This is a genomic window from Bacillus sp. FSL M8-0266, from assembly GCF_038613425.1.
GTDB classification, from domain to species: domain Bacteria; phylum Bacillota; class Bacilli; order Bacillales; family Bacillaceae; genus Bacillus; species Bacillus pumilus.
On record NZ_CP152015.1, the window covers coordinates 738,603 to 764,631 of the forward strand.

Annotated in this window: 23 protein-coding genes and 1 pseudogene; 14 read left to right on the forward strand and 10 right to left on the reverse strand. The window is 42.9% G+C overall.

The window, feature by feature from the left end; translation table 11 throughout:
- Positions 1 to 140: 140 nt before the first annotated feature.
- Entirely contained in the window at positions 141 to 872 is a 732-nt protein-coding gene (locus tag MKY83_RS03520) for a MurR/RpiR family transcriptional regulator (RefSeq protein ID WP_126741160.1), read from the forward strand.
- Between the two features lie 17 nt (positions 873 to 889).
- Here the strand turns inward: MKY83_RS03520 and MKY83_RS03525 are convergent, their stop codons facing one another.
- Entirely contained in the window at positions 890 to 2,089 is a 1,200-nt protein-coding gene (locus MKY83_RS03525; RefSeq protein ID WP_044141575.1) for an MFS transporter, read from the reverse strand.
- A gap of 145 nt (positions 2,090 to 2,234) precedes the next feature.
- On the opposite strand from MKY83_RS03525, the gene MKY83_RS03530 reads away from it, so the two are divergent.
- The gene (locus tag MKY83_RS03530) at positions 2,235 to 2,714 is read left to right on the forward strand and encodes a YbaK/EbsC family protein (RefSeq protein ID WP_044141576.1); all 480 of its coding nucleotides are present in this window, start codon (positions 2,235 to 2,237) and stop codon (positions 2,712 to 2,714) included.
- A gap of 32 nt (positions 2,715 to 2,746) precedes the next feature.
- On the opposite strand, the gene MKY83_RS03535 is transcribed toward MKY83_RS03530, so the two are convergent.
- On the reverse strand, positions 2,747 to 3,655 hold the full coding sequence (locus tag MKY83_RS03535; protein WP_044141577.1) for a LysR family transcriptional regulator: 909 nt from the start codon (positions 3,653 to 3,655) through the stop codon (positions 2,747 to 2,749).
- A gap of 102 nt (positions 3,656 to 3,757) precedes the next feature.
- Between MKY83_RS03535 and MKY83_RS03540 the strand changes: the two genes are divergently transcribed.
- Positions 3,758 to 4,957 (forward strand): MFS transporter, encoded by a 1,200-nt coding sequence (locus tag MKY83_RS03540; RefSeq protein ID WP_044141578.1) that lies wholly within the window; start codon positions 3,758 to 3,760, stop codon positions 4,955 to 4,957.
- Positions 4,958 to 5,021: 64 nt separating this feature from the next.
- On the opposite strand, the gene MKY83_RS03545 is transcribed toward MKY83_RS03540, so the two are convergent.
- Together MKY83_RS03545 and MKY83_RS03550 are read right to left on the reverse strand one after the other, a co-directional pair.
- Positions 5,022 to 6,101, reverse strand: a complete 1,080-nt coding sequence (locus tag MKY83_RS03545; RefSeq protein WP_012009211.1) for a DUF3900 domain-containing protein — start codon at positions 6,099 to 6,101, stop codon at positions 5,022 to 5,024.
- 198 nt (positions 6,102 to 6,299) lie between these two features.
- The gene (locus MKY83_RS03550; RefSeq protein ID WP_080773021.1) at positions 6,300 to 6,449 is read right to left on the reverse strand and encodes a DUF1540 domain-containing protein; all 150 of its coding nucleotides are present in this window, start codon (positions 6,447 to 6,449) and stop codon (positions 6,300 to 6,302) included.
- A gap of 356 nt (positions 6,450 to 6,805) precedes the next feature.
- On the opposite strand from MKY83_RS03550, the gene rfbF reads away from it, so the two are divergent.
- Genes rfbF through MKY83_RS03575 form a run of 5 tightly spaced genes read left to right on the forward strand, consistent with a single transcriptional unit; the run spans position 6,806 to position 11,587 of the window.
- Entirely contained in the window at positions 6,806 to 7,570 is a 765-nt protein-coding gene (rfbF, locus tag MKY83_RS03555) for a glucose-1-phosphate cytidylyltransferase (RefSeq protein ID WP_185107520.1), read from the forward strand.
- A 4-nt stretch (positions 7,571 to 7,574) separates the two neighbouring features.
- Positions 7,575 to 8,546, forward strand: a complete 972-nt coding sequence (locus MKY83_RS03560; RefSeq protein ID WP_041816148.1) for a GDP-mannose 4,6-dehydratase — start codon at positions 7,575 to 7,577, stop codon at positions 8,544 to 8,546.
- Positions 8,547 to 8,558: 12 nt separating this feature from the next.
- Entirely contained in the window at positions 8,559 to 9,470 is a 912-nt protein-coding gene (locus MKY83_RS03565; protein WP_185107522.1) for a putative nucleotide-diphospho-sugar transferase, read from the forward strand.
- The gene (locus MKY83_RS03570; RefSeq protein WP_126741157.1) at positions 9,467 to 10,657 is read left to right on the forward strand and encodes a glycosyltransferase family 2 protein; all 1,191 of its coding nucleotides are present in this window, start codon (positions 9,467 to 9,469) and stop codon (positions 10,655 to 10,657) included. Before MKY83_RS03565 ends, MKY83_RS03570 begins: the two co-directional genes overlap by 4 nt.
- Positions 10,658 to 11,587 carry a putative nucleotide-diphospho-sugar transferase gene (locus MKY83_RS03575; protein WP_044141583.1) on the forward strand — a complete coding sequence of 310 codons (930 nt, stop codon included), beginning with the start codon at positions 10,658 to 10,660 and terminating at the stop codon, positions 11,585 to 11,587.
- 36 nt (positions 11,588 to 11,623) lie between these two features.
- On the opposite strand, the gene MKY83_RS03580 is transcribed toward MKY83_RS03575, so the two are convergent.
- Together MKY83_RS03580 and MKY83_RS03585 are read right to left on the reverse strand one after the other, a co-directional pair.
- Entirely contained in the window at positions 11,624 to 12,862 is a 1,239-nt protein-coding gene (locus tag MKY83_RS03580; protein ID WP_106066702.1) for an MFS transporter, read from the reverse strand.
- Between the two features lie 134 nt (positions 12,863 to 12,996).
- Positions 12,997 to 15,036: a penicillin-binding transpeptidase domain-containing protein gene (locus MKY83_RS03585; protein ID WP_044141585.1), complete on the reverse strand. Its 2,040-nt coding sequence runs from the start codon at positions 15,034 to 15,036 to the stop codon at positions 12,997 to 12,999.
- Between the two features lie 261 nt (positions 15,037 to 15,297).
- Here MKY83_RS03585 and MKY83_RS03590 point away from each other — a divergent pair, with 261 nt between their 5' ends.
- Complete coding sequence (locus MKY83_RS03590) at positions 15,298 to 16,713, forward strand: DASS family sodium-coupled anion symporter (RefSeq protein WP_044141586.1); 1,416 nt, start codon at positions 15,298 to 15,300, stop codon at positions 16,711 to 16,713.
- A gap of 5 nt (positions 16,714 to 16,718) precedes the next feature.
- On the opposite strand, the gene MKY83_RS03595 is transcribed toward MKY83_RS03590, so the two are convergent.
- On the reverse strand, positions 16,719 to 16,907 hold the full coding sequence (locus MKY83_RS03595; protein WP_235355610.1) for a hypothetical protein: 189 nt from the start codon (positions 16,905 to 16,907) through the stop codon (positions 16,719 to 16,721).
- 76 nt (positions 16,908 to 16,983) lie between these two features.
- On the opposite strand from MKY83_RS03595, the pseudogene MKY83_RS03600 reads away from it, so the two are divergent.
- Positions 16,984 to 17,222, forward strand: a pseudogene (locus tag MKY83_RS03600) (hypothetical protein).
- A 6-nt stretch (positions 17,223 to 17,228) separates the two neighbouring features.
- Positions 17,229 to 17,462: a hypothetical protein gene (locus tag MKY83_RS03605; RefSeq protein ID WP_003214167.1), complete on the forward strand. Its 234-nt coding sequence runs from the start codon at positions 17,229 to 17,231 to the stop codon at positions 17,460 to 17,462.
- A 38-nt stretch (positions 17,463 to 17,500) separates the two neighbouring features.
- Here the strand turns inward: MKY83_RS03605 and MKY83_RS03610 are convergent, their stop codons facing one another.
- Both MKY83_RS03610 and MKY83_RS03615 read right to left on the reverse strand, forming a co-directional pair.
- Positions 17,501 to 18,892 carry an amino acid permease gene (locus tag MKY83_RS03610; RefSeq protein WP_106066705.1) on the reverse strand — a complete coding sequence of 464 codons (1,392 nt, stop codon included), beginning with the start codon at positions 18,890 to 18,892 and terminating at the stop codon, positions 17,501 to 17,503.
- Between the two features lie 180 nt (positions 18,893 to 19,072).
- Positions 19,073 to 20,146 (reverse strand): glycosyltransferase family 2 protein, encoded by a 1,074-nt coding sequence (locus MKY83_RS03615; protein ID WP_265208851.1) that lies wholly within the window; start codon positions 20,144 to 20,146, stop codon positions 19,073 to 19,075.
- A gap of 133 nt (positions 20,147 to 20,279) precedes the next feature.
- Here MKY83_RS03615 and MKY83_RS03620 point away from each other — a divergent pair, with 133 nt between their 5' ends.
- The 3 genes from MKY83_RS03620 (at position 20,280) to MKY83_RS03630 (ending at position 24,150) form a co-directional block, all read left to right on the forward strand.
- On the forward strand, positions 20,280 to 22,163 hold the full coding sequence (locus MKY83_RS03620) for an ABC-F family ATP-binding cassette domain-containing protein (protein WP_044141594.1): 1,884 nt from the start codon (positions 20,280 to 20,282) through the stop codon (positions 22,161 to 22,163).
- A 156-nt stretch (positions 22,164 to 22,319) separates the two neighbouring features.
- Positions 22,320 to 22,745, forward strand: coding sequence for a MerR family transcriptional regulator (locus MKY83_RS03625; RefSeq protein ID WP_044141247.1), 426 nt, complete (start codon positions 22,320 to 22,322; stop codon positions 22,743 to 22,745).
- A gap of 214 nt (positions 22,746 to 22,959) precedes the next feature.
- Positions 22,960 to 24,150, forward strand: a complete 1,191-nt coding sequence (locus tag MKY83_RS03630; RefSeq protein ID WP_044141249.1) for an MFS transporter — start codon at positions 22,960 to 22,962, stop codon at positions 24,148 to 24,150.
- 216 nt (positions 24,151 to 24,366) lie between these two features.
- On the opposite strand, the gene MKY83_RS03635 is transcribed toward MKY83_RS03630, so the two are convergent.
- Complete coding sequence (locus tag MKY83_RS03635; protein WP_044141251.1) at positions 24,367 to 25,920, reverse strand: ABC-F family ATP-binding cassette domain-containing protein; 1,554 nt, start codon at positions 25,918 to 25,920, stop codon at positions 24,367 to 24,369.
- Positions 25,921 to 26,029 lie beyond the last annotated feature (109 nt).

A 26,029-nucleotide genomic window follows, 5' to 3' on the forward strand; every position in this document is an offset into this window, starting at 1 on the left:
TGTTTGTACATCTATAGCTTATCGTGAGAGCATCTCGTGCGTAAATGACTTCAGCGTCTTTAGGCAAGGGTGCCCTATTTAGAGATTTGTTACATAAAAGAAACACATTGTGACATGCTGTTGGAGAAAGGGGAAGTCAGATGTTTTCAAGTGAGGTTATTTCCAGCTTTAATGAACTAGAAAGCGCTTTATACCGATACATCATGGAAAACAGTGAAAAGGTCGTGTATATGAGAATTCGGGACTTAGCAGATGCTGCCCATATATCCACCTCGTCTGTCCTTCGCTTTTGCCGAAAAGTGAATTGTGAAGGCTTTTCAGAGTTTAAAGTGAAGCTTAAAATGTATTTAGAAGCAGAGCAGACACCTACTTTAAAAAGCACCCAGCACTTTCTATATGAATTTATTGAACGAACACTAAAAGGGGACTTTGAGGGGAAAATTAAAGAGGCAGCAAGGATCATTGCCGATGCAAAAAATGTGCTGTTTATTGGCACTGGCAGCTCTGGTATTTTGGCGCAGTATGGGGCAAGGTATTTTTCGAGTCTTGAGAAATTTTCATTTTACATCAATGATCCGTTTTTCCCGATGAATATGCAGTATTTAGACAATAGTGTCACCATTGTGCTGTCTGTATCAGGGGAGAACAGTATTACAATCGACCATATTTCGAAGTTAAAAAGAGAAGGAAGCAAAATCATTAGTATTACAAACAATCAGCACTGCACGATTTCGCGCATTTCAGATTTAAATATTGCTTATTACGTGACAGACGAACGGGTTCACAGAGCCAATATTACGACACAGACGCCAGTTGTGTATATTTTAGAAGCGATGGCGCGTGATATGTTCGCAATGTTAAAGGAAACGTAAAAGAGCCGCTGCATGAATCAGCCGCTCTTTTTTTCCTGCCTCATAAATGAGAGGATGGCAATCCCGGAACAGATGAGCACAAACAAACCGCCCAGCATATACACAGTCCTCGCTCCGAATGCATCTGCAATCAATCCAACAAAGAAAATAGATAAACCGACAGATACAGAGGAAAGAACGTAATGAGCCGAGTACACCTTTGATAAATCTCGGACTGGCGTTTCCGTTTGAAGAATGGTTTGCTGTGAAACATCACGAATTTGATAAGCAGGCCCCATCAAAATACAAAGCAGCAAAGCAAGCCACGGCAGGCTGTTCAGTGAGTAGACAATGGTCAGCACTGCATAAATGAATGAACCAGCTGCCATAAAGAGAAGAAGCTGCTTTTGAATGAACCGGCTTATCCACGCAGCCAAGAGCCCGCCTAGAATGGCGCCGGTATAATAAGCGGCATTGATAAACCCCCACCAATCCTCACTTTCGTTTAAATCTTGTGTGACAAAGGCAAGCGTAATCGCCCCGATCCACACAGCGCCTGCTATATTTTCACACACATCCATAAAGGTCAGAGTGCGAATTGTTTTGTTTGTCCAAATGATCGTCCAGCCATCCTTGAAACTGTTCATCTTATTTGCTTTTCGAACGGTGTCTCCTTGCTTAAGAAGAGGAAATACAGGGATGAAAAACAAATAAGACAACACAATCATCAAACAAGTGATCCACATTAAATAAAAGGGGCCAATGAACAGGACGAGCATTCCAGTAAACGAATAGCCGGCAATTTGAACCGTTTGTTGAAAAATGGAGGCTGTACTGTTCGCTTTCACAAGCTGATTCTCTGGCACAAGCATCGGCATGATGGCCTGCAATAAAGGACTAATGAACCCGCCTGTGATGGAAATGAGAATAAGCGCACCAAACAGCCAAACTATATGCTGCTGAAAGAAATGAAATTGGGCTGTAAACACGATGAGCAACCCGAGACGTAAAAGCGGGGCCCATTTCAACAGCCGGTCCGCTTGAAAGTAATCTGCCAAAACAGGAGAGATGAGCCCGGCTAATAGCTGGCATAGTGTTCTTATTAGCGGAAATAAAGCCGCATACGCAACAGATTGTGTATCTTGATAGATCACAAATGTGATCGTCATCACAAATAGAATATCACTTAGCATGAGAAGGCTTTTACTGCCTGTATAAAACCAAAACTTATTTCCCATATCCAACCGGCTCCTTTTCAAAAACAAGTTCAGTATAGCATGGTGAAGAAGGACCCAGAGGCTTTTCAGTGAAAAATACATCTTAAGGATGAGAGGATTGTGATAAGCTAAATGAAAGACATCGTAAGGAAAGGGGTTCAAATCAATGAAAGTACTGCCAGCACATGAATTCTTGAATCAGCACAGCATCCCATATGAGATCAAAACATTCTCTTCCGAAACAGAGAAGGGAGCCGCAAATGTAGCAGCAGCCCTTGGTTTTCGTGAGAGACAAATGATTAAGACATTGATTTTTGAAACAGGGGAAGGGGAGCAGTTGCTTGTGATGGTTGGCGCTGACCAGCATATTAAGTCAGGAAAACTAAAGAAAGCGGCTGACTCTCGTAATATTAAAATGGCATCACCAGAGAAGGTTCTAGAAGTGACAGGCTACCGAATTGGCTCAATACCGCCGTTTTGCTGGCAGCCAGAAGGCTTCCGCACCATTATCGAAGCTTCACTATTAGAGGAAGAAATATTAGGCGTTGGCGCAGGTGAATGGGGAAATGAAATCCTTATCACACCAGAACAATTAGTGAAAGCCTCAAAGGCTGTACCGTATGACATCGTTCAACCAGCAGAATAGAAAAAGTGCCTGTTTCTCATGCAGGCACTTTTTTAATTTGCAGCAGGCTCCTTAAATGGACCGATCCCTTTCATTTGCAGGAAGGCATCCACGGTTCTATTTTCTTCAAGATCATTCGCCCGTTTGCAGATCACAACAGGTCTGACGATTTCTATGCCTTCGATATATATACGACCAATCTCTTTCCGCTGGAAACTACCTTGAACCGCATCACGGGGAACAAGCGTGATCCCATAGCCAGCTTTGATCATTTGAATCGCTTCATGAACACCGCTGAATTGTAAATCAACAGTCGGTTTTTTAATTCCTTTCGAGGTGAAAAGGGAAAAGAGCTTATCTCTTGTGGAGCTGCCTTCTTCACGCATCAAAAAAGGCTCCAGACTCAGGCGCTCTAGCGGGACGGTTTTTCCGTTCAACGGATGGTCTGCTGGCACAATAAAATCATAGCTTAAATTCGTCAAATGAGAGGTAACGATCTCCTCATGATGCAAATCTTCAATCACAGCGATGGCGACATCTGATTCATATTGCAGCAGGCTCTCTATCACTTGAGCGGAGTTTCCGCTTTTTAATTCGATTTCTGTCTGTGGTGATGACGTTTTAAAAGCAGCCAGCCAATCTGGCAGTAAAAAGTTGAGTGGTACGTAGGTAGAAGCGATGCGGAGGCGCCCCTTCTTCCCGTTTTGTAATAGCGTGATCTGATATTCTACTTCCTTTTCAGCCTCAAACACTTGCCGGGCATAAGGATACAGCATCTTTCCCATTTCTGTGAGCGCAATGCCTCGACCGTTTCGTTTAAAAAGGCGAATCCCGATCTCTCGTTCAATGCTTCTAAGCTGGGCCGTCACAGCTGGCTGTGTTAAAGATAGTGCATCTGCAGTTTGTGTGACGCTTTTTGTCTCTGCGACCTTTGCAAAAATTCGAAGGGCATGTAAATTCAACTTTGCACCACCTATCAATTATTTTGATAAATTAATCAAAAACATTCATTAGATTTATTATAAGGCATCCCTTATCGTAAAGGTAGCGAAGGGGGAAGAAAAATGGATCGTCGTCAAAAGCAAGTTGTGTCAATATCGCTTATCACAGCATTTGCACTTATTGGGGATTCAATGCTCTATATTGTTCTCCCGATCTATTGGAAAGAGATTGGTTTATCATCCATTTGGGAGGTCGGGTTACTGCTGTCTATCAACCGATTCATACGTATCCCGCTAGCACCTGTCGTATGGTGGCTCTATCGATATATCCCAATGAAGACAGGTGTATTGATGGCGATTTTGATCGCGTCAGTGACCACGATATTATATGGGATGAGCGGTTTTTGGCTGCTATTGATCTGCCGCTGCGCATGGGGCCTCGCTTGGACGTTACTCCGTATGAGCGGGATGAGGGTTTTGGCTGAAATGGGCGAAGGCTCACAAGGACATTTGACGGGTCTTTATAATGGACTTTACCGGCTTGGGAGTTTATTTGGCATGTTATTTGGAGGAATCTTTGCTAGCTTGATCGGCTTCCAGTCCATGACGCTTGTCTTTGGTTTACTCACATTGATGGGGGGCATTTTTTATGTATCGTTGGATGAAATTGAAAAGAGAGAAGGCAGCGAGGTGTATCATGGCATCAAACAAAAGTGGTTTACACGAGATGTGGTAAAAGTACTGATAACAGGCATGCTGATCGCACTGATCATTCAAGGTTTATTCGCATCCACGCTGAGTCATGTCATTGAAGCAAAAATCGATCAGGATGAATTGACTCTGTTTGGCTTTGTCATCGGAGCTTCGGCTTTAAGCGGTGTTATTCAAGCACTCAGGTGGGGATGGGAACCATTTCTCGCACCGAGAACAGGCAAATGGTTTGATCGGCTTGTGATGAAGGAACGAATGCTATGCTGGATGTTTCTTTCATTTGGAGGGCTCAGTTTTCTTGGGGTCATGCTGAAGGTAAGCGGCTGGTTCCTTGTGATGCTGCTTTTGATTCAGCTGCTGGCAACGATTGTAACAACGTTCACCGATACACTTGCCTTTCAAAAAGCCTCTGCTCAAACAGATAAGAACCGCTTTCTCGCCAGCTATTCTTTTGTTCAAGATATGGGGGCTGCTTTAGGACCTTTGTGCGGGTATACATTGATTCAGTTTTTCGGAACAAACAGCGTCTTTTGGCTGATGCTCATCATAAGCTTAATGCTTGTCAGCATGTGGGTAAGAGGCGGGCAGCATGTTTCTTCTAGTGCAGTGTAAAAAATAAAGCGCTATATAAAAAAACTGCCTCATGCAGCTGAGCGCAGGAGGCAGTCATATTCTCTTATTCTAAGTCTGAATCGTAGGCTTTTTGCGTCAGCTGGCTGACAACCTCTTTTAACCCATTTGGTTTATGGAATTCTACAGGTGTGCTTCCTTTTTCGAAGACGATTTGGTCTGCTTCAACGAGCACGACATATCGATTGTTGACCTTCGCAATATGGATCGAGTGGCCAAAGTCCGCTAGAAGCCCTTTGATTTCTGTTTCACCTAGACGCATTTTCATTGTGATGTCAGGGGTTTGTTCCACAATGTGAGAAGCTGCTAGTGTGACCTGTTCTGTATCGAGTGTTTCTCTAATTTCTCGTTTTTCACTCGCTTCCCATATTTCAAGGTCCTCTTCAAATTGCTTTAATTCTTCACTTTCATCCTGTAATGTTTCAAATACTTGTTCCTGCACCATGTTCATGACCTGTGATTTCATGATTTCAGGCATTGATTCTCCGTATTCGACGAATTTCAGAAAGTCCTCAAAATAACGAGCATGTGAGGATTGGTGAATTTTCACTTCAGCTTCCTCTGTCATGCCCTCTTCTGGCATAAAAGGGTATTGAATTGATTTCATGTTTTTAGTTGTAATCGCCATTTCTACTTTTTTGATCAAGGTAGATGTATCAGCGATAGAAGCGACTTTCTGTTCAAAATCGCATTTCATAATAAAGACAAAGGAGTCATCGAAGTACTTTTTAGGAACGGCAGACGCAACTAAAAAAACGCCGCCTCTGACAGCACTTGTATCTAAATACGTGCGCACAAACTGTTCACTGCATTCATTAAATACTTCTTTTGTATCGGCAAATCTCGTCTGATGAAATAAATTGTAGTTTGGATTTGAATCGAGTTCATGACCGGGTTCGACAATGAATCGGCCAATTTTGGTCGGTACTTGTTCAGATTTAGGGTGTCTGTCCACTTTTCGTTTGACGATTTTTTTTAGTTCACCATCTAAAAAGTCCTTCAGCTCACTTTGTTCAAATTCCTCTTGATCTAATGTTTGATAATGCTTGAACCGTTTATTTGCTTGTTCATCTTTGCCTTCGATTTCCACGACAAAGAATGATAGAAAACGTATCGTAAAATCCATTGATTGGTCACCACTTTTTCTTCTTCGGATATGTTGAGTATAGAAAAAGGAGTGAAAATCGTCAACGAATGGAGAAATATCGTGTCATTATTTCCCGAGAAATGTTTATGGAAAAACACTTGATAATAATTATCATTCTTGATAGAATGATAAAAGAAAAGAAGGAACCTGCCAGTTCCTTCACCTCAGAAAAATCACTTATTTTGTTTCAAATGTTTCGCAATCAGTTTCAGCATTGCGAGTCACATCAGCCATTGTGTTTTTACCAATTTTAATGGTAGAAGCCGTACAGCTGTTATCAGCCCAAAAACGGCAAGAGTTCACTTCACAAAGTACGTTTTGTGCCATGGGAATTCACCTCCGTGATTCATATTGAGAATGAAGCAAGCTGCCACTTGAATTCATTCCATCTAGTAGTCTCTTGATAAAAAGAGGCTGTTTGTGCTGTTGATGCACATGTTTATCATACCATCTACCCTGATAATATACAATTTAAACTTTGAAAGAGCGAGAATACAAATCTCGCTCTTTTTTTATTTGTAAAAATAGTTAAATGCTAGGTGGCACCCTCTCTCATTTCGACATATGAATAGAGTAGATTCAAAACCTGATGTCGGACAAAGTATGAGGGTACATGTACTGATTTTCCGCATAAAGATAAGGTTTTCAATCAAAAATTTTTCATAGAGAGATGAGGGGAGAAGATGAAAGCAGTCATTCTCTGCGGAGGAAAGGGAACGAGAATGAGTGAGGTCACACAAGCGCTTCCTAAACCACTTGCTATGATCGGAGATCGGCCTATTCTATGGCATATTATGAAAATCTATCAGTATTACGGAGTAGATGAGTTTATCTTATTGCTTGGATATAAAGGAGAGAAGATCAAAGAGTATTTCCTGAACTACGACTGGCGGCATCACAGCATGAAGCTGGATATGGCAACAGGGGAAATAAAGCTTTTAGGAAAGTCAGAGAACTGGAAAATCACCTTTTTAGATACGGGCGAGAATACGATGACAGGCGGACGGTTAAAGCAGGCACAGGACTACATTGGGGATGAGACATTCATGATGACGTATGGTGATGGACTTGCCAATGTCAATATGTTTCATCTGCTGAAGCGTCATCAGGAGCTTGGGGCAGCTGCGACTGTCACAGGAATTGAAAAGAAGTCACAGTACGGGACGTTGAAGGTATATAACGGGATGGCACAATCCTTCTCTGAGAAGACAGACAGTATCGGGATGATCAATGGAGGATTTTTTGTGTTGTCTCCAAAGGTATTTGACTATTTGACAGACGATGACCAATGCGTATTTGAAGCGGAGCCTCTTCAAAATTTGGCGAATGATGGAGAGCTTGCGGTTTATGAGCACCACGGATTTTGGACAGCGATCGATACGTATAAGAACCTGAAGGAAATCAATGGCATGTGGATAAATGGAAAACAACCATGGAAGGTTTGGTGACGGCATGAGCGGATTTTGGAATGGGAAAAACGTGTTTGTGACTGGATGTACAGGACTATTGGGAAGCTATCTCGTCAAGGAATTGATTGATCAAGGTGCAAACGTAACTGGACTTGTGCGTGATCAGGTGCCAAGGTCGAATTTATATCAAGGCAGTCAATTTGAAAAGATGAATGTGGTACAAGGTGCATTGGAGGATATGCAAACGATTGAACGTGCGTTAGGAGAATACGAAATTGATACTGTCTTCCATTTGGCGGCGCAGGCCATTGTTGGGGTTGCAAATAGACACCCTGTTTCTACATTTGAAGCCAATATTTTAGGGACATGGAATGTACTCGAGGCTTGCAGAAGACAGCCTCTAATCAAACGAGTCATCGTGGCATCAAGTGACAAAGCATACGGCGATCAGGAGCAGCTCCCATACGATGAAGACATGCCGCTAAATGGGAAACATCCGTATGATGTATCAAAGAGCTGTGCAGATTTAATTTCTCACACGTATTACAACACATATGGTCTTCCAGTTTGTATTACGCGCTGCGGCAATTTATACGGGGGTGGGGATTTAAACTTTAACAGAATCATTCCGCAAACCATCCAGCTTGTGCTAGAAGGAGAAGCGCCTGAAATTAGAAGTGATGGTACTTTTATTCGTGATTATTTCTACATTGAAGATGCGGTTAAGGCTTATTTGCTGCTAGCTGAGAAAATGGAGGAAAAAGGGCTCGCCGGAGAAGCATTTAACTTTAGTAATGAAATTCAGCTGACGGTTCTTGAGCTCGTGGATAAGATTTTAAAGGCGATGGGCAGTGAACTGAAGCCTCGTATTTTAAACCAAGGAACGCATGAGATAAAGCATCAATATTTGTCGGCAGAAAAGGCGAGAAAGCTGCTTGATTGGAAGCCAGACTACTCGATTGATGAAGGTTTAGAGAAGACGATTGAATGGTACCGCGAATTCTTTCAAAAATAGAGGTGTAAGTAGATGAACAGCATATATTGTACGGTTCTATCAAGTGGAAGACTTTATCAAGCCATTGCGTTTTTCTTGTCATTGAAGCAAGTAGAAGATGATGCTGTCATCAAGACGTTATGTATGGATGATGCTGCATTTGACCTGCTTCATCAAATGAATTTTCCTCATGTTGATCTTGTTCATGTACGGGTGCTCGAAACGCCAGAGCTGCTGGAGAAAAAAGAGGAACGGGATGCCTCGGAATATTGCTGGACATTAAAACCGATGTGGATTGAGTGGTTATTTGAACAGGAGCAGGCAGAAGGAGTAACCTATCTTGATGCGGATTTATTTTTTTATGAGAGCCCGCAAGTGATTTTTCAACATCAGCCGGATGCCTCTGTTTTACTTTCGAGAGGGGATATTGTGATTCCGAGCTTTGATCCTGAGGAAGTGAAGATGCTTCAGAAGCTTTTAGGTCGCTATAACTCTGGCTTCCTGCATTTTAAAGGAGATAAAGCCGGACGAAAATGCCTCAGCTGGTGGAAAGAAGAATGCTTAAAGGAATGCAAAAATGCACCGGGCGAAGGCAAGTTTGGCGATCAAGGATATCTCGATCATATGCCGAAGCTGTTTGAAAAAGTGGAGGATATTCAAACAAAAGGCGTGAATATTGGTCATTGGAACTATGGGCAGCATTCCTATCGGGAAGAAAATGGACGGATTTTGCTGGAGGATGGGCATCCGCTCATTTGCTATCATTTCAGCGGCTTTCGCATCGTGAGCAAGGATGAGATGCAGCAAATTCATGAAAAGGGGAGAGATGATCTGCCGTTTTTTCAAGAAGCCTATCGAAACGTGCTGCGCCATGTGATTGAATCTGTTGAGCAGGTCGATCCGCTGTTTAACGGCTATGCCAAATTGGAGGAGGATGACGCATGAATGAGAAACCAAAGGTAAGCGTCATTATTCCGAGCTATAATGCCAAAGAGCGTTTAGAAGGGAGTCTTTTTTCCTTAACGCTTCAGGATACGAATATTCCGTTTGAGGTCATTGTCGCCGATAATGGGTCAACGGACGGCACGATGGAAATGCTTGAGAACATTGAGGTGAATTTTCCGTTTAAAAAGGTACGTATTCCTGTCAATCAAGGGATTGCCAAGGGTCGCAATCATGCCATTCGCGAGGCGGAGGGGGACCTGTTGATATTCCATGACAGCGATATGCTGGCAGAGCCGCAATTTATTCAAAAGCATGCGGAGGCACATGCTGATCATGAGGACCTTGTCATTTGCGGTGTATGCTGGAAGCGGATTTATCGTTATTTTTACGAAGCATTTGAGCAGGAGCATATCAAGCGGTTGAAAAAGCAAGGCTTGTATAAGCGGAAAATGAAAGATAAAACGCCTCTTTTATCAATGAAGGAAGTTGAAAATGGTGCATTTCTAGAGAAAAGCTTCGATTTGCAGTCTGAGTTTATTGCTATCCTCAAAGACATTTTGCGCACGTACAACTATGATTTAGGCTCTTATGAGCTGCCGTGGCGATTTTTTATTACGAATAACTCCTCTGTCAAACGCAAGCATGTCATCACGCTCGGGATGTTTGATGAACAGATCGTTCGGTACGGGTTTGAGGATTATGATTTAGGAATTCGTCTGCATCAGCTGGGTCTCTCCTTTGAATTGCGAGAGGATATCATGAGCGTGCATCAGGAGCATCCAAGTAATTTAACGTCATTTGATGACATCAAATATAACATTTTGTATATGTGCGAGAAGTACAACAATATTGATGCCATTGATGTCCATTTGGCTTTCTCTGGTCCATTTTCTCACACCGTCACAAATGACATTGTAAAAGAAGTCCGGCAGCTGCGTGATAATCCGGTATTCGATGGTCTGCTCTCTTATTTTTTAGAGCTGCTTCATTTGATCACAGAGCGGAATGTGGGCGTCAAACGCGATAATAAAGATCAGCTAACAGCTAGACATGTCCCTTTGAAAAAGCTGGCAGAGGCAGCGCAGCTTGCACGGCAGGAATATGGCTGCACAGTGGTTGTAGAAGCCATTCAAGGGCTGACGAAAGAGCTATTACGCGTTGATTTGTTCCAAGTGGATGTGTTGTAGATGGCGTCTTATCATTTTACAACCATTGTGTCGAATACCCATGTTTTTAAGCTTTTGGCGCTGATTCATTCGCTTGAACAAACCGCTCATTCATTCAAGCTGTCTGTTCTATGTGCAGACCCTTTGGCTTACAAGGTGTTAAGTGAATTTCCTCATCCGCATGTTCAATATGAACAGCTTGAAAATATTGAAGATGAGACGCTGCGAAAGGCAAAGGATGATCGGACGTTCCATGAGTATTGCTGGACGTTAAAGCCCGTTTTTTTGCTCAAAATCCTTGAGTCTTCAAAAGCGGATTATCTCGCCCATTTGGATACGGATTTGTATTTTTATCATGATCCAGAGGCGATATTTGCAGAGAATCCACTCGCTCATTTATTTTTGACGGATCATATGAATTCCGAGCGGTTCTATCACTTTTATGAGTTGTCTGGCCGCTTTAATACTGGATTTGTCGGCTGCCGCAACACAGACGTTGCCAAACGGGCGGTCACACAATGGAAGGAAAACTGTCTTGCACACTGTACAGTCGAAATGGATACAAAAAATAAGACGTATGGAGATCAGCGGTATGTTGAAAGATGGGTCGATGATTTTGAAGGGGTTCATGTGGTGACATCTAAAGGAGCCAATGCCGCGATTTGGAATATTGAAAACTACAAGCTTTCAGTTGTGAAAGGGGAAATGTATCTCGACGAATGTCCACTCTTGTTCTATCATTTTTCTGCCTTTACGATCATTGATGAGAATACGTTTAATCTGAATTGGTATTACTATATGACAGAACAAAGGCTTGTGAATCATTTATATATTCCATATGCCGATTTGGTTCATCAAAAAATTAAACAGGTGCAAAAGGTCTTTCCAGAATTCCAGCAAGGGTTTATTGCAAAGAAGCATGTACCTGATACGCATTTTTATGAGATATGAAAAAAACCGCTCAATCACTGAGCGGTTTTCTCCTTTTTATGATTCATTCCATTTGGAGATGGTTTGATCGCTAGGTAGTAAGAAGGCCAGGATACCTAATATCGGTAAAAAGGCGACTCCGATCATAGTAGGCGTTAAACCGAAGGCATCAATGAATGAGCCTAGAGCGACCGATCCGATGGCACCCATACCAAACGCAAGCCCAACCGTTAAACCAGACATTGTGCCAATTTTCCCGGGAAATAGTTCTTGAGCATAAACGACTGTGACAGAGAAGCTTGACGTCAGAATGACCCCAATCAGTCCAAGTAAAACATAGGCAAAAACAGGTCCGGCAAATGGCAGCAGCAAGGCAAGTGGAAAGGATGCCAATAAGGAAATTAAAATCACGGTTTTCTTGCCAAAGCGGTCTGCAAGCGGCCCGCCTAAAAATGTCCCAATTGCACCTAGAATGAGAAATAAGAAAATATAAGTCTGTGATTCTTTAATCGTCAATCCATATTGTTCAATCGCATAAAACGCATAGAAATTTGATATCGCATTTCCATACCAAGAGCGGGCAAAGATGAGAAAGACGATAATGCCAAGTGCTGTGAGTGCTGACTTACGGTGAAGTTCAGATCTTGCAGCTTTTGCGGGAGCTTTTTTCGCTTGAGCTCGAATGGTTTGAAGTCTTCCTGCGTACCATCTTGAAATATAAAGAAGGAAACCGACAGCAATCATTCCAACAATCGTAAACCAAGCCACGCCTGGCTGACCGAGAGGGACGAGCATGAATGCAGCGATCAGCGGAGCAAAGGCTTGACCTGTATTTCCGCCTACTTGATAGATGGACTGTGCAAGTCCTCGTCTTGGACCAGCTGCCATGTTGGCAACGCGGGAGCCCTCTGGATGAAAAATGGCAGAGCCGAGTCCGATAAAGACAACGCAAAGCAAAATGGTGGCAAAGGAAGGCGCAAACGCAAGCCCGAATATACCGACAGCACTAGAAAATAAAGCAATTGGGAGTGCATAAGGCATCGGTCGTTTATCTGTGTACCACCCAATAGCGGGTTGCATCACGGAGGAGACCATATTTAATGTAAAGGCAATTAGCCCTAATTGTGTAAAGGTCAGCCCCATTGAGCGTTCTAAAATAGGGAACATCGCAGGAATAACGGCTTGCAAAGTGTCATTGAGCATATGACAAATGCCAATAATCAATAAAATGGGATAAATCGTTGATCCAGTGACAGAATTTTGAGGTTTATCCTTTGTACGAGCAGCAATAGCCAATGAGACTTCCTCCTTTCATTCAACTGTTTTCAATTTTGCATTCTTCTCATTTTATTCATAAGGTGAACTATAAAACAATAGCAAATTGTCATGATTTAGAAAAAAGAGACACAAGCGTTTGTGTCTCTAAATGGTTACTTATAAAAAGTTGCGATGACAGGCTTCATTTTTTGAATGACGAGTCCACTACCGCCGCGGTTTTTTACATCTTCAATCATGCCGACGAGGACGTAATCTTCTTTTTTAGGATTAAATGCAAGTAAAAATCCATTTTCAGAACCGTCTGTTGCCCCTTGTTTGCTCTTTAGCTCTGCCGTTCCTGTTTTAGCGGCAATATCAGCTCCTTCCATTTGTAAGGAGTGAGCTGTACCGTTTGGACTCGTCACGACCTGAGTGAGCGCGTCTTTCACTGTATTTGCCGAGTCTTCTTTGATGATTTGTTTTGGTGATGCTGTTTTCTCGTCTTGAACGACTCGAGGATAGACAAGCTTGCCTCCTGTTGCAAATGGAGAATAGGCATGTACTTGTTCAATCGGTGACATGAGTAATTCGCCTTGGCCATATGCCGAGTCAGCAAGTAAGATGTCCGATTGAATGCCGTCGTTCGATACTTGCGCTGGTTTCATTGTAAATGGCATGTGCAAATCTTCGCCAAATCCAAATGCTTTTACTTTTTTCTCATAGGTGTCTTTGCCAATTTCCAGAGCTTCCTGTCCAAAGTAAATATTATCTGAGTACACGAGGGCATCAACCATATTTACGTTTTCTTTATCGTGAACCCGTGTAATTCGATAATTACCCCAAGATTGATCTTTTTGCCATTTTAGTCCATGGATGGTGCGTACTTTATTAGGCTTTGTGACACCTGTTTCCAGCCCGATGGCTGCTGTAATGGTTTTGAATGTAGACCCTGGTGCATACCGGCTCGCATACCGGGCTTGGAATGGGAGATCTGGGTTTTCACTGTATGCCTGATATTGCTTAGGTGTGATCCCGTTTGTCATAAGATTGACATCATAGGAAGGGGCGCTGACAAGCGCTAATAGATCCCCCGATGATGGATTTATGATGGTGACAGCCCCTTTTTCACCTTTCAGCTGTTCATAGGCTTTTTTCTGTAAAGAGGCATCAATGGTCAGCTTCACTGTTTTTCCATCTTGTCGATCTGATTTTTGCAATGTTTCTTCAATGCCTGTTTCATCATGGACGATCAAAATGCTTCCGCCATCTTGTCCGCGCAAGTTTTGGTCAAATGTGAATTCAAGTCCGGTTTTGCCAATGATTTGATCTGCCTTTAATGCCGGATTTCTTTTGATATCATCTGCATTTGCTTTTCCGACATAGCCGGTGAGATGGGCGGCGGCTTCGTTATAAGGATAGTAGCGCATTTCCTTCGATTGATAGGTGACGCCTTTTACATCCTTTGGAATCGGCTTTTGCTCTAACATCGATTTGAGCGGGACAAACGTGTCGTCTGTGACCCATGCTTGTTTCAGCTGATTGTCGATTAGTTCTTCATCTATATCAAATGCCTTGCTGATTTTTTTGATATTGCGTTCTTTTTCTTCCCCTGTGCCAAGCTTTCCTGGGATGATGCCAAGTGCGCTTCCACCAGTTGTTTCTGCTAGGGTACGTCCTTTTCGGTCGACGATGTTTCCGCGGACAGCAGGGTCTGATTTGACTTTGATGGTATCTCCCTTCTCCATTTGCGGGAAGATGAGATTTGGCTTCCAGTCGACTTTCCATTTGTCATCTTCTTCTGAGAGAACGCCCTTGTAAGAAAGCTTGTGCAGCTTGCCAAATGACGTTTTCATTGTTACATCATAGGAAAATTGATACCCATTTCCTTTGTCCTGTTTTTCGACGTTGAGCTTTGATATGTTCAGATCATAAGCACCAATTCCGTTGAAGATATTGTCATATTTTTCGGCTAGTTGTTTTTTTGAGAAGTCATTGGCTTTCAAAGACGCACTTGTTACCTCATCAGCCAGCTTTGTAAAGTCTTTCTTCTCCATTTGTTTTGTAAAGGATTGAGCCGCTTTTAAAGCTTCTTTTTCTTTTGACAAAAGAGAATCTTTTAAGAAAAAGAAAGCAGCAGCAACTACGATGATACTAAGAATGGGGATCATGACTTTTTTCTGTTTCCAAAATGATTTTCGTTGATCTGTATACAATGAAAACACCTCAATTTTTGATTAGATCTTCTATATTTTACAGTGATTGCACATGATTTGTATAGTTTCTCCTATGAAAATAGACCAATGTATCATGTCATGGTTTTGGGAATGGGACGAAAATGATAGATGGTTTCTATGAAAGATATCTTCATTTTTTCTTATGATTTAAAGGATTTCTTAAGAGATCATCGAATGTGGAAAAAAAGAAAAATATACAAGCGCTTTCAATAGGGGGGAATTGTTATCGTTTATAAAAAGGTGAATGTGATTGGACTTGTTCTTGGACCGGCACTCTTCTTGCTCGTTCTTTTTCTCATACCTGAAAATGAATTGACCTATGCTGCGAGGGTAGTCTTGGGCATTACCGCTTGGACGGCTACATGGTGGGTGACAGAAGCACTGCCCATCCCTGCAACATCTTTATTGCCGATCATCCTACTGCCGACACTTGGCGGACTTTCTATGGAACAGACATCAAGGGCTTATGGAGATCCGATCGTTTTTATGTACATGGGAGGATTTATGATCGCAATTGCCATTGAAAAATGGAATCTGCATAGAAGAATGGCCTTACACATTTTAAGGGTGATTGGCACACGAAGTGACCGCATTGTCTTAGGTGTCATGATTGCGACTGCTTTTTTATCTATGTGGATTTCAAATGCAGCGACAGCACTGATGATGCTGCCAGTGGCACTTGCAGTCATTAAAGAGGTCAAGGCTAATGACATCTTAGCTGGTCCATCTCTTGAGCGATTCAGTAAAAGCATTTTATTGTCGGTTGCGTATTCAGCATCAATTGGTGGTCTAGCAACACTTGTCGGCTCTGTGCCAAATGCGGTGTTTGCTGCCATGTCAAAAAAACTGCTAGATCGGGAGATTATGTTTTTCGAATGGTTTTTGTTTGGGTTTCCCGTTGCGATCGTTCTGCTCATTCTCTTATTTCTGTATTTAACAAAGATACAGTTCAAAGTAGAGCATACAGGGGACATGAGTGTAGCGTTTATTCGAAAAGGTTTAGAGGATTTAGGGAAAATGAAACAAGAGGAAAAATGGGTGTTTGTTGTTTTTCTTATGACGGCGTTTTTGTGGATTTTTAAGCTCTTTTTGTTTGGAGGGATCACCGTATCTGATACATCTATCGCCATTTTCGGTGCCATGCTGTTATTTCTCATTCCAGCAACAAATGGAGAGAGAATATTAGAATGGCAGGATATGAAACAGCTACCGTGGGGGCTGTTGCTTTTGTTTGGAGGTGGGCTGTCGCTCGCTACGGGCTTTGCAGAAACCAATCTAACAGGATGGATCGGGGAAAATCTACAGCATTTAAATGGGCTTTCGTATATCATGCTATTGATCATTTTAACGGGAGCGATTTTGTTTATGACTGAAATTATGTCAAATACAGCTGTTGCCAATATGATTATTCCGATTACGGTAGGGCTTGGGCTTGCGATTGGCATCGAGCCCTATGGGTTAATGGCTGCGGCTGCTTTGGCTTCCTCATGTGCGTTTATGCTGCCGATTTCCACGCCGCCAAATGCCGCTGTTTTTAGTGCGGACGTGCTGAAAATATCTGATATGGTCAGGGCAGGCTTTTGGTTAAATATCATGAGTATTGTGGTGATTGTCCTTGCGGTGTATTTCTGGCTCCCGATTGTGCTTAAAAGCTGAGCGCATTAAGAGGAGGAAGGCTTTGATCGAATCGAGACTGTCGGTGTTTTTGTTTCTTTTGGCTTCGGTGGTGGTGTTGATTTTTTGATGTGAGTGTCCTTTGGCGTGTAATAGGTTGCCCCAATATTGAGCCTGCCTTGAAGCTGGTCAATGGAAAGCTCCCCAAACTCTAAATGGTAATCAATTTTGTCCACATGCAGGGATTCAATATGAATGTGTGTATCCTCTGAGACAGGAGAAACTGGTGCGGACATTTTTTGCTCGAGAGCGATGAGTCTTTTTTCCAGCTCGGTGACAGAGGGGGATAGACTGGAAAATGCATCGGCGGTGAATGTCGGACAAAATTTGTTAGCAGAGTGGCAAAACTCAGATAAAAAAATCAGGGGTACGGACAAAATTTTGGAGATGCCAGCGGTTTTGTCGGGACAAAAAGCCATGTAGATGATCGAGATCAAGTGGACTCACCTGCCTCTTTTTCACCAGCAGCTAAACCCATTCAAAGGAAGTGACGTGTGATGTTATTCTCACCCTCAGTTGTCAATGTCGGTGCTTTTAAAATCAATGCAATGGATCGGGGTGCATCACTGACGCTAGGTCCTTATCAGCAGATCGATTATTTTCTCTCAATGAAATTGAACCAAGGATTTGGAGAGGACAATGGAGATTGTTCACCGCTTGTCATTCCGATTTCAAGCGTGTTAGATCCAGATATGGTGGACTCAAATTCAGCCAAAAACAGCGTGATTTAAGCAAAAAAAAAGAGACCGGGAAACCCCGTGTCTCTTTTCTAATGTGTTGCATTCAGATGACTTTTTCGTCTTGCATAGGTGAAATAAACAACGACACCAATGGCCACCCAGATCAGGAAGGCTCTCCATGTCACCCATGAAAGGGTCGTTGCGAGTGTGATACAAATGACCGCACTGATAATCGGAAGAACAGGCACGAAAGGCACTTTAAACGCTGCTTTGACATTCGGGTGTTTTTTCCGTAAAACGATGACGGCAATTGAAATCACTGTAAAGGCTGCAAGTGTACCGATGCTGACTAAATTCGCGAGCGTCGATAAGTTCACAAAACCTACGATACATGCTGCGACAGCACCTGTCAGCCATGTGTTGGCAACGGGTGTTTGCGATTTTGGATGAACCTTTGAGAAAATCTTTGGCATGAGTCCATCGCGGCTCATCGCAAAGGTTAGGCGTACCTGCGCATAGACCAAGGCAATTAAAACCGTTGTGATCCCAATAATGGCACCGGCTGATATGATACCTGCCACACTATGAAGGCCCACGACTTGAAGAGCAAATGCGACAGGGTCACTGACATTCAGTTTCGTATAGTGAACCATGCCGGTTAAGACAAAGGACACACCGATGTATAAAACGGTACAAACACCGAGCGCTCCAATAATACCAATCGGCATCGCCTTTTGCGGATTTTTGACCTCTTCAGATGCATTGGCGATCGCATCAAATCCGAGATAAGCAAAAAAGACTGTTGCCGCGCCTGCGATCACGCCTTCAAAGCCCATCGGCATAAAAGGTGTCCAGTTTTCAGGTTTGACGTACGCAAAACCTGAGATGATAAAGAGAAGGACAATGGCAATTTTAATCAGCACAATGATGTTATTCAGTTTCGTGCTTTCTTTGACGCCTCTTGAGACGATAAAGGTGATAAGCAAAATAATGAGTGCGCCTGGAAGGTTAAAGACGGCCCCATCAGCGGCTCCAGGTGCAGCTGATAATGCCTTCGGTATGTGCAGACCGAATCCACTGAGCAGTGATTGAAAATAGGACGACCATCCGCTTGCTACAGCAGAGAGCGCAATGACATATTCAAGCATGAGATCCCAGCCCATTAAGAAGGCGAGAAATTCCCCAAGTGTGGCGTAGGAATACGTATAGACGCTGCCTGACACAGGAATGGACGAGGAGAATTCAGCGTAGCAAAAAGCAGCAAGGGCGCATGCGATCGCAGCTAAAATAAAAGATATAATAATCGCAGGTCCCGCATCTTTTGCCGCAGCAACCCCCGTAATCACAAAGATACCAGTCCCGACCACGCAGCCAATGCCAAGCAAGATTAAATCAAACGTATTTAACGATCGGCTGAGCCGCTTCGTCTGACTTTCAAGCATGAGCTGGTCGAGAGACTTTTTTCGAAATAAAGAACTCATGTTGACCTCCTAATGGATAAATCTTTTCGTAAGACGAGTGTTAGTATATGCTTAAATGACAATTTAGTCAATTGGTTGGAGAACGCTTTAAATCACTAAAGTGTTAAACGCCACAATCGAATTTGTGCACAAAAAGAGACATCCGCCAAGAGATGGAAGGCGGATGTGGTGACATATAGTCTACGTCTGTTTAGTAAATATTTTTTCATTATACAGTACACTTGGATGAGTGGGGGAATGGGCGGCGGATGCATGGTGATGGGTTTTGGCTTTCTCCAGATCGCCGAGCTGATAATAACAATAGCAAAGCTGAAGGTGAGGATACCACGTTTTATACTGTGTGAGTGTGAAGGCTGTTTCGATTTCAGGAGCCTTCAGCGCCTGCTCATACCAAAAGATCGCTGCTTGATGTTTATTTTGAATTTTTAGATGATCCCCGATTCGGCAGCAAAATTCTGGACGAGGCTGATCATATAAGAAAGAACGTAATAATGAGGATAAAGCCGCTTCCTCGAAACCGACTGCATAATAGCAGTCAGCTAAATTTTGGCATGTGCGAATTTCATCCTCAATCCAGCACTGTTTTGTCGCTAAAAATTCATGATAAAAACGAATCGCTCTGACATGCTGCTTGTTATCTCTTAATTCATTGGCAAAGTAAAAGAGATCACGGGGTGTCATGTTCTCTCCCTTTGCCAGCATATCTTCATAAATTCGCAAGTTGCGCCCAGGTTCACCAGCGGTTGTTTTCTTACGCTTTTGGTGTGTGACGGCGATATCGGCTGGAAAGATGTTGCCATACACTTGAAGAAACTCATGAACGGCCCCGTACCACTGAAAGTTCAAGGCACGCTTCACAAGGCGATTTCTTCTATATTTAAAATTCACCCGACCGTCTTGATCAAATCCCACATGATAAAACATTGAGACGGCATCTACCGAAGGATCAAGCGTCTCTTTGAGCTGAAGAAATTTTTGACGGTCTTCTTCTAGCAGAACATCGTCTGCATCAAGCCATAAAATATACTCTTTCGTTGCACATGAGAAAGCGAAATTACGGGCTTTGGCAAAATGCTGAACCCATTCGAAATCAAGTACCTTGGCTGAAAAGGAGTGAGCAATCTCCTTCGTACGATCTGTTGATCCTGTATCAACGATGATTATCTCATCTGCAATGTCTTGGACAGAGGAAAGGCAGTCCGCTAACACCTCCTCTTCATTTTTCACGATCATACATAAGCTAATGGTTACCATCTTTAGATCACCTCTTCATAGTGTATCGAGCAGCAAAAGGAAACATTCTTTTCAGCAGCAGGTTTTTTAAAACTAGTTTTCTGCTACTGGCTGATTTAAAATAAAGGAAGAATCTATGTAAGGGCTGATAAAAATGAGTTTATTGAATGTTGAAGGATTATATAAAACCTATGGCGAGAAAACGCTGTTTGATCATATTTCTTTTCATATAGAACCAAAGGAACGCATCGGATTGATTGGACCAAACGGAACAGGAAAGTCAACGCTCCTAAAGGTCATTGCAGGACTTGAATCGTTTGAAGAGGGTGATATTACGAAGGCAGGGACACTTGATATCGAATTTCTTGAGCAAGACCCTGAAATGATCGGGGATGAAACGATTCTTGATTACATTTTTTCTGGAACGGCACCCATGATTCAAACGATGAAGGCTTATGAACAGGCGCTCGCCGATTTAGAGCATGATCCGCAAAATGAAGCAAAACAAGAGGCGCTCATGCGCATGCAAAATCGAATGGATCAGGAAGACGCATGGGATGCGAACCTGTCAGCCAAAACGATTTTGACAAAGCTTGGCGTCAAAGATGTGAGCCGTTCTGTTCATGCCTTATCAGGCGGACAGAAAAAGCGTGTCGCGATTGCTAAAAATTTAATTCAGCCTGCGGGATTGCTGATTTTAGATGAGCCAACCAACCATCTCGATAATGCAACGATTGAATGGCTCGAAGGATATTTGAGTCAATACAGCGGTGCTGTCATTCTGGTGACGCATGATCGTTATTTCCTCAACCGTGTGGCCAATCGGATTTATGAATTGAATCAAGGACAGCTCTATACGTATAAAGGAAATTATGAAGTCTTTTTAGAAAAAAGAGCGGAACGAGAAGCAGAAGCTCAGGTGAAAGAAACGAAGCGTCAAAACTTACTCAGACGAGAGCTTGCATGGCTGAGAAGAGGGGCAAAAGCAAGAACGACGAAGCAGAAAGCACGCATCGGCAGAGCCGAAGAGCTGATGGATCAAAAAGGACCTGATGCAAAGGGAGAGCTGGATTTCGCCATCGGTTCCCATCGCCTAGGAAAACAAGTCATAGAGGCAGAAGACTTGTCGATTTCATTTGCTGGCCAGACCCTTGTGGAGCGGTTTACAGACTTAGTCGTGCCGGGCGACCGGATTGGATTTATCGGACCGAATGGAGTCGGAAAAACGACGCTACTCAACTGTCTAGCGGGGAAAATAGAACCGACTTCAGGACAATTGACGATTGGACAAACCGTTCGTATTGGCTATTACACGCAGGATCACAAAGAAATGGATGAAGAGCTGACGATCATTGAGTACATCAAGGAAACAGCTGAAATCGTTAAGACATCTGATGGCGCCATAGTGACAGCAGAGCAAATGCTGGAACGGTTCCTATTTCCAAGATCCATGCAGCGGACGTTTATTCGCAAGCTGTCAGGAGGAGAACGCCGCAGATTGTATTTATTGAAAGTCTTAATGGAAGAACCAAATGTTCTCTTTTTAGATGAGCCGACGAACGATCTTGATACGGAGACCCTCAGCATTTTAGAGGATTATTTAGAACAGTTTCCTGGCGTTGTCATGACCGTATCGCATGATCGTTATTTCTTAGACCGAGTGGTTCATCGTCTGCTTGTCTTTGAAGGAAATGGCCGCATTTCACACTACCAAGGTGCTTACAGCGATTACATGGAGCAAGAAAAAGAGGCGAAGCGGACAGAGACAAAGCCTGCTGAGAAACAAGTAGAAGCGGCGCCTAAAAAGAGAAAAAAACTTTCTTACAAAGACCAGCTTGAATGGGACGGAATTGAAGACCGGATTCAGGCATTAGAGGAAAAACATCAGCAGCTTGAAGCAAGCATTGCAGAAGCAGGCAGTGATTTTGGGAAAATTCAAGAACTGATGGATGAACAAAAAGCCGTTGCTGAAGAACTAGAACAAGCAATGGACCGCTGGACAGAACTGTCACTGATGATTGAGGAATTAGAGGGTTAATCCTAATAAAATGATGAAAAAACCTGTAGAATTTTCTACAGTTTTTTTTACTTTACATCAAAACACGAGAAAATCAAGAACTCAAACATTTACGTTTACGTTAAGGTTATAAAGGTGTATAATAAATCATGAATTGATGAGCAGGAGGCACTGGCAATGGAATGGATGAAAATTGATCAAGTGGCGAAAAGAAGCGGACTGACGAAACGGACGATTCGTTTCTATGAAGAGATTGGTTTATTATCAGCACCAAAGCGGACAGAGGGCGGTGTCAGGCTGTACTCAGAGGACGACATGGAAGAACTAGAAAAAGTAATGCAGGCAAAAGAGGTACTCGGCTTTTCTTTACAAGAGCTTCAATCGTTTATGGAAATAGGAAAGCAATTAGAGCTGAATAAAGAAGGCTACTTGCTGTCGCTTGATCCGAAGGAAAGATTAGAGAAGCTGTTAGATATTGAGGCGCAGCTGACTGTGCAGCATCAATTGATTACAAAAAAGCTTGAAACGATTCAATCCTTTAAAAAGGATCTTGAAACGATGAAAGAAAGAGCGGCTCATGCGATTGAGCAATTACAAAAATAAACACCTCAGTGTGTTTATTTCAGCGTGTAGCCAAACCCTCGCATTCGCCCGCAGGTCTGCGCGCTGGTGCTCACGAATGTTCAATTCGCTCCGCAAAAGTAGCTGCCCTTCCTAGGGCTGCAAAGGTTTTCTATCACGCTGAAAAGAAGACAAAGTGCTAAAATAAACATCATTTTAGCACTTTGTCAACATTTGAAGGAAAGGTTCTGATGGAATGAAGGAAGAAGAAGTGTTAAAACAGCGTACAAGTCTGCTTAGGCAGCCGAAGGCCGTCTGGGCTGTTGCCTTTGCATGTGTGATTTCATTTATGGGGATAGGACTTGTGGACCCGATTTTGCCGGCCATTGCATCACAATTAGATGCATCTCCAAGTCAGGTCTCACTTTTATTTACGAGCTACTTACTTGTAACCGGCTTTGTGATGTTTTTTACCGGCTATATCTCTAGTCGGATTGGTGCGAAATGGACGTTATTAATCGGACTTATTTTTATTATTGTCTTTTCTGCTTTAGGCGGTACCTCTTCAACGATTAACGAATTAATCGGCTTTAGAGGCGGATGGGGCATTGGGAATGCCTTATTCATTTCAACGGCTCTCTCTGTCATTGTCGGCGTGTCTGTTGGAGGAAGTGCGAAGGCCATTATTTTATACGAGGCTGCACTAGGTCTTGGGATTTCGGTTGGGCCGCTGCTTGGCGGAGAACTTGGGACGATCTCTTGGCGCGGACCATTCTTTGGCGTTGCAGTGTTAATGCTTGTTGCTCTTTTAGCTATTACGTTTATGCTTCCACCGATGCAGAAGCCTCAGAAAAAGGTGAAATTATTCGAGGCTGTCGGGGCATTAAAATATAAAGGACTTTTAACGATGGCATCTGCCGCTTTCTTATACAATTTTGGTTTCTTTGTGCTTTTAGCGTATTCGCCATTTGTGCTTCATCTGGATGAGCATGGTCTTGGTTATGTCTTCTTTGGATGGGGGCTATTTTTGGCCGTGACATCCGTCTTTTCAGCGCCGGTCATTCATCGCAAGCTTGGGACATTGACTTCTCTTGTGGTTCTGTTTGCTTCATTTGCTGTAATTTTATTCGGTATTGGGATCTGGACTTCACATGTAGTAGTTGTCATCTGCGGAATTGTCATTGCTGGGGGTATTCTTGGCATGATCAATACTGTGCTCACGACCGCTGTGATGGGATCAGCACCGGTTGAGCGTTCCATTGCTTCATCCTCTTACAGTGCTGTACGGTTTATTGGGGGCGCGATTGCTCCTTGGATTGCCGGCGTACTTGCTGAATCTTATACAGCAAGCACTCCTTACTATGTTGGGGCGGCTGTCGTTCTGTTAGGCATGATCATCTTGCTTATTGGTCGTAAGCATCTTATCAATATTCAAGTAGGTCATTAAATAGAAAAAGCCTTATATCTGCATCAGATATAAGGCTCAGCGTGTAGACAAACCCTCGCATTCTTTGTCAGGACTGCGTTCCGGTGCTCACGAATGTTCAATTCGCTCCACTCCGGTACTCGTCCTTCCTAGACTTCAAAGGTTTTCTATCACGCTGAAAAGAAGACAAAGGGCTAAAATAAAGATCATTTTAGCCCTTTGTCAACAATTTGAAGCCTATAATACTTTTGTCGTCCAAGACTCGCAATTCCAAGTTTCAGTTGCTACATCTTGATAAAATTCAGGTTCGTGAGAGATCAATAAGACGCTCCCTTTGTATTCTTTTAATGCACGTTTTAGTTCTTCTTTGGCATCGACATCCAAGTGATTGGTCGGCTCATCGAGAACAAGTAGGTTGGTTTCTTCATTGATCAGCTTACAAAGACGGACCTTTGCTTTTTCTCCACCGCTTAAAACAGACACTCGGCTTTCAATATGTTTTGTCGTTAATCCGCATTTTGCAAGAGCAGCTCTCACTTCATATTGCGTGTAAGAAGGGAAGGTGCCCCATACTTCTTCAATACAGGTGTTGCTGTTTTGCTCTTTTACTTCTTGCTCAAAGTAGCCAATATGAAGGAATTCTCCGCGTTCCACCTCACCCGAAATTGGCGAGATTTCTCCAAGGAGACTTCGCAGCAATGTCGTTTTTCCGATCCCGTTAGCGCCGTATAGCGCAATTTTTTGCCCGCGTTCCATTTTCAGATTCAATGGACGAGAGAGCGGTTCATCATAACCAATGACCAAATCTTTTGTTTCAAAAATCAATTTCCCGGAAGTCCGTGCCGTCTTAAAGTGGAATTCAGGCTTTGGCTTTTCTGCTGCGAGTTCAATCATATCCATCTTATCCAGTTTCTTCTGACGGGACATGGCCATATTTCTTGTGCTGACACGCGCTTTGTTTCTTGCCACAAAATCCTTTAATTCAGCCACTTCCTGCTGCTGCCTTTTATAAGCTGCTTCAAGCTGCTGCTTTTTGACTTCGTACACTTGTTTAAATTGATCATAATCACCAACATAGCGCGTGAGCTCTTGATTTTCAACATGATAGATCAAGTTAATGACGCTATTTAAAAACGGAATATCATGTGAAATGAGGATAAACGCATTTTCATATTCCTGTAAATAGCGCTTCAGCCACTCAATATGCTGCTCATCTAAATAGTTGGTCGGCTCATCGAGAAGGAGAATTTCTGGCTTCTCTAACAGCAATTTCGCAAGCAATACTTTTGTACGCTGCCCGCCGCTCAGCTCCGTCACATCACGGTCCAGTCCAAGATCGGTTAACCCAAGACCTCTCGCTATTTCTTCAACCTTGGAATCAATGATATAGAAATCATTGTTTGTGAGCGCATCTTGAATGACGCCCACTTCCTCTAACAGCTTTTCCAGCTCATCAGGATCGGCTTCACCCATTTTGCCGTAAATGTCATTCATCGCTGCTTCCATGGAAAATAAATAGTGGAATGCATCCTGAAGCACTTCGCGGATCGTTCTGCCCTTTTCTAGCACAGTGTGCTGATCAAGGTAGCCGACACGGACATTTTTCGCCCATTCCACTTTTCCTGCATCTGGCTCCAGCTTGCCAGTAATAATATTCATAAACGTTGACTTTCCTTCACCGTTGGCGCCAATTAAGCCGACATGCTCGCCTTTTAATAAACGGAAGGAGACTTCGTGAAAAATGGCTCTGTCGCCAAAGCCATGGCTTAAATCTTTAACAGATAATATCATTTTTTACACCTCAAATAGATTCAAAACGGCTAGTGCCTCTCATGATTATATCGAACTGTCCGGCTTGATAAAAGCATCAAAAGAAAAATTGCGTTTCAAAGCTGATTTT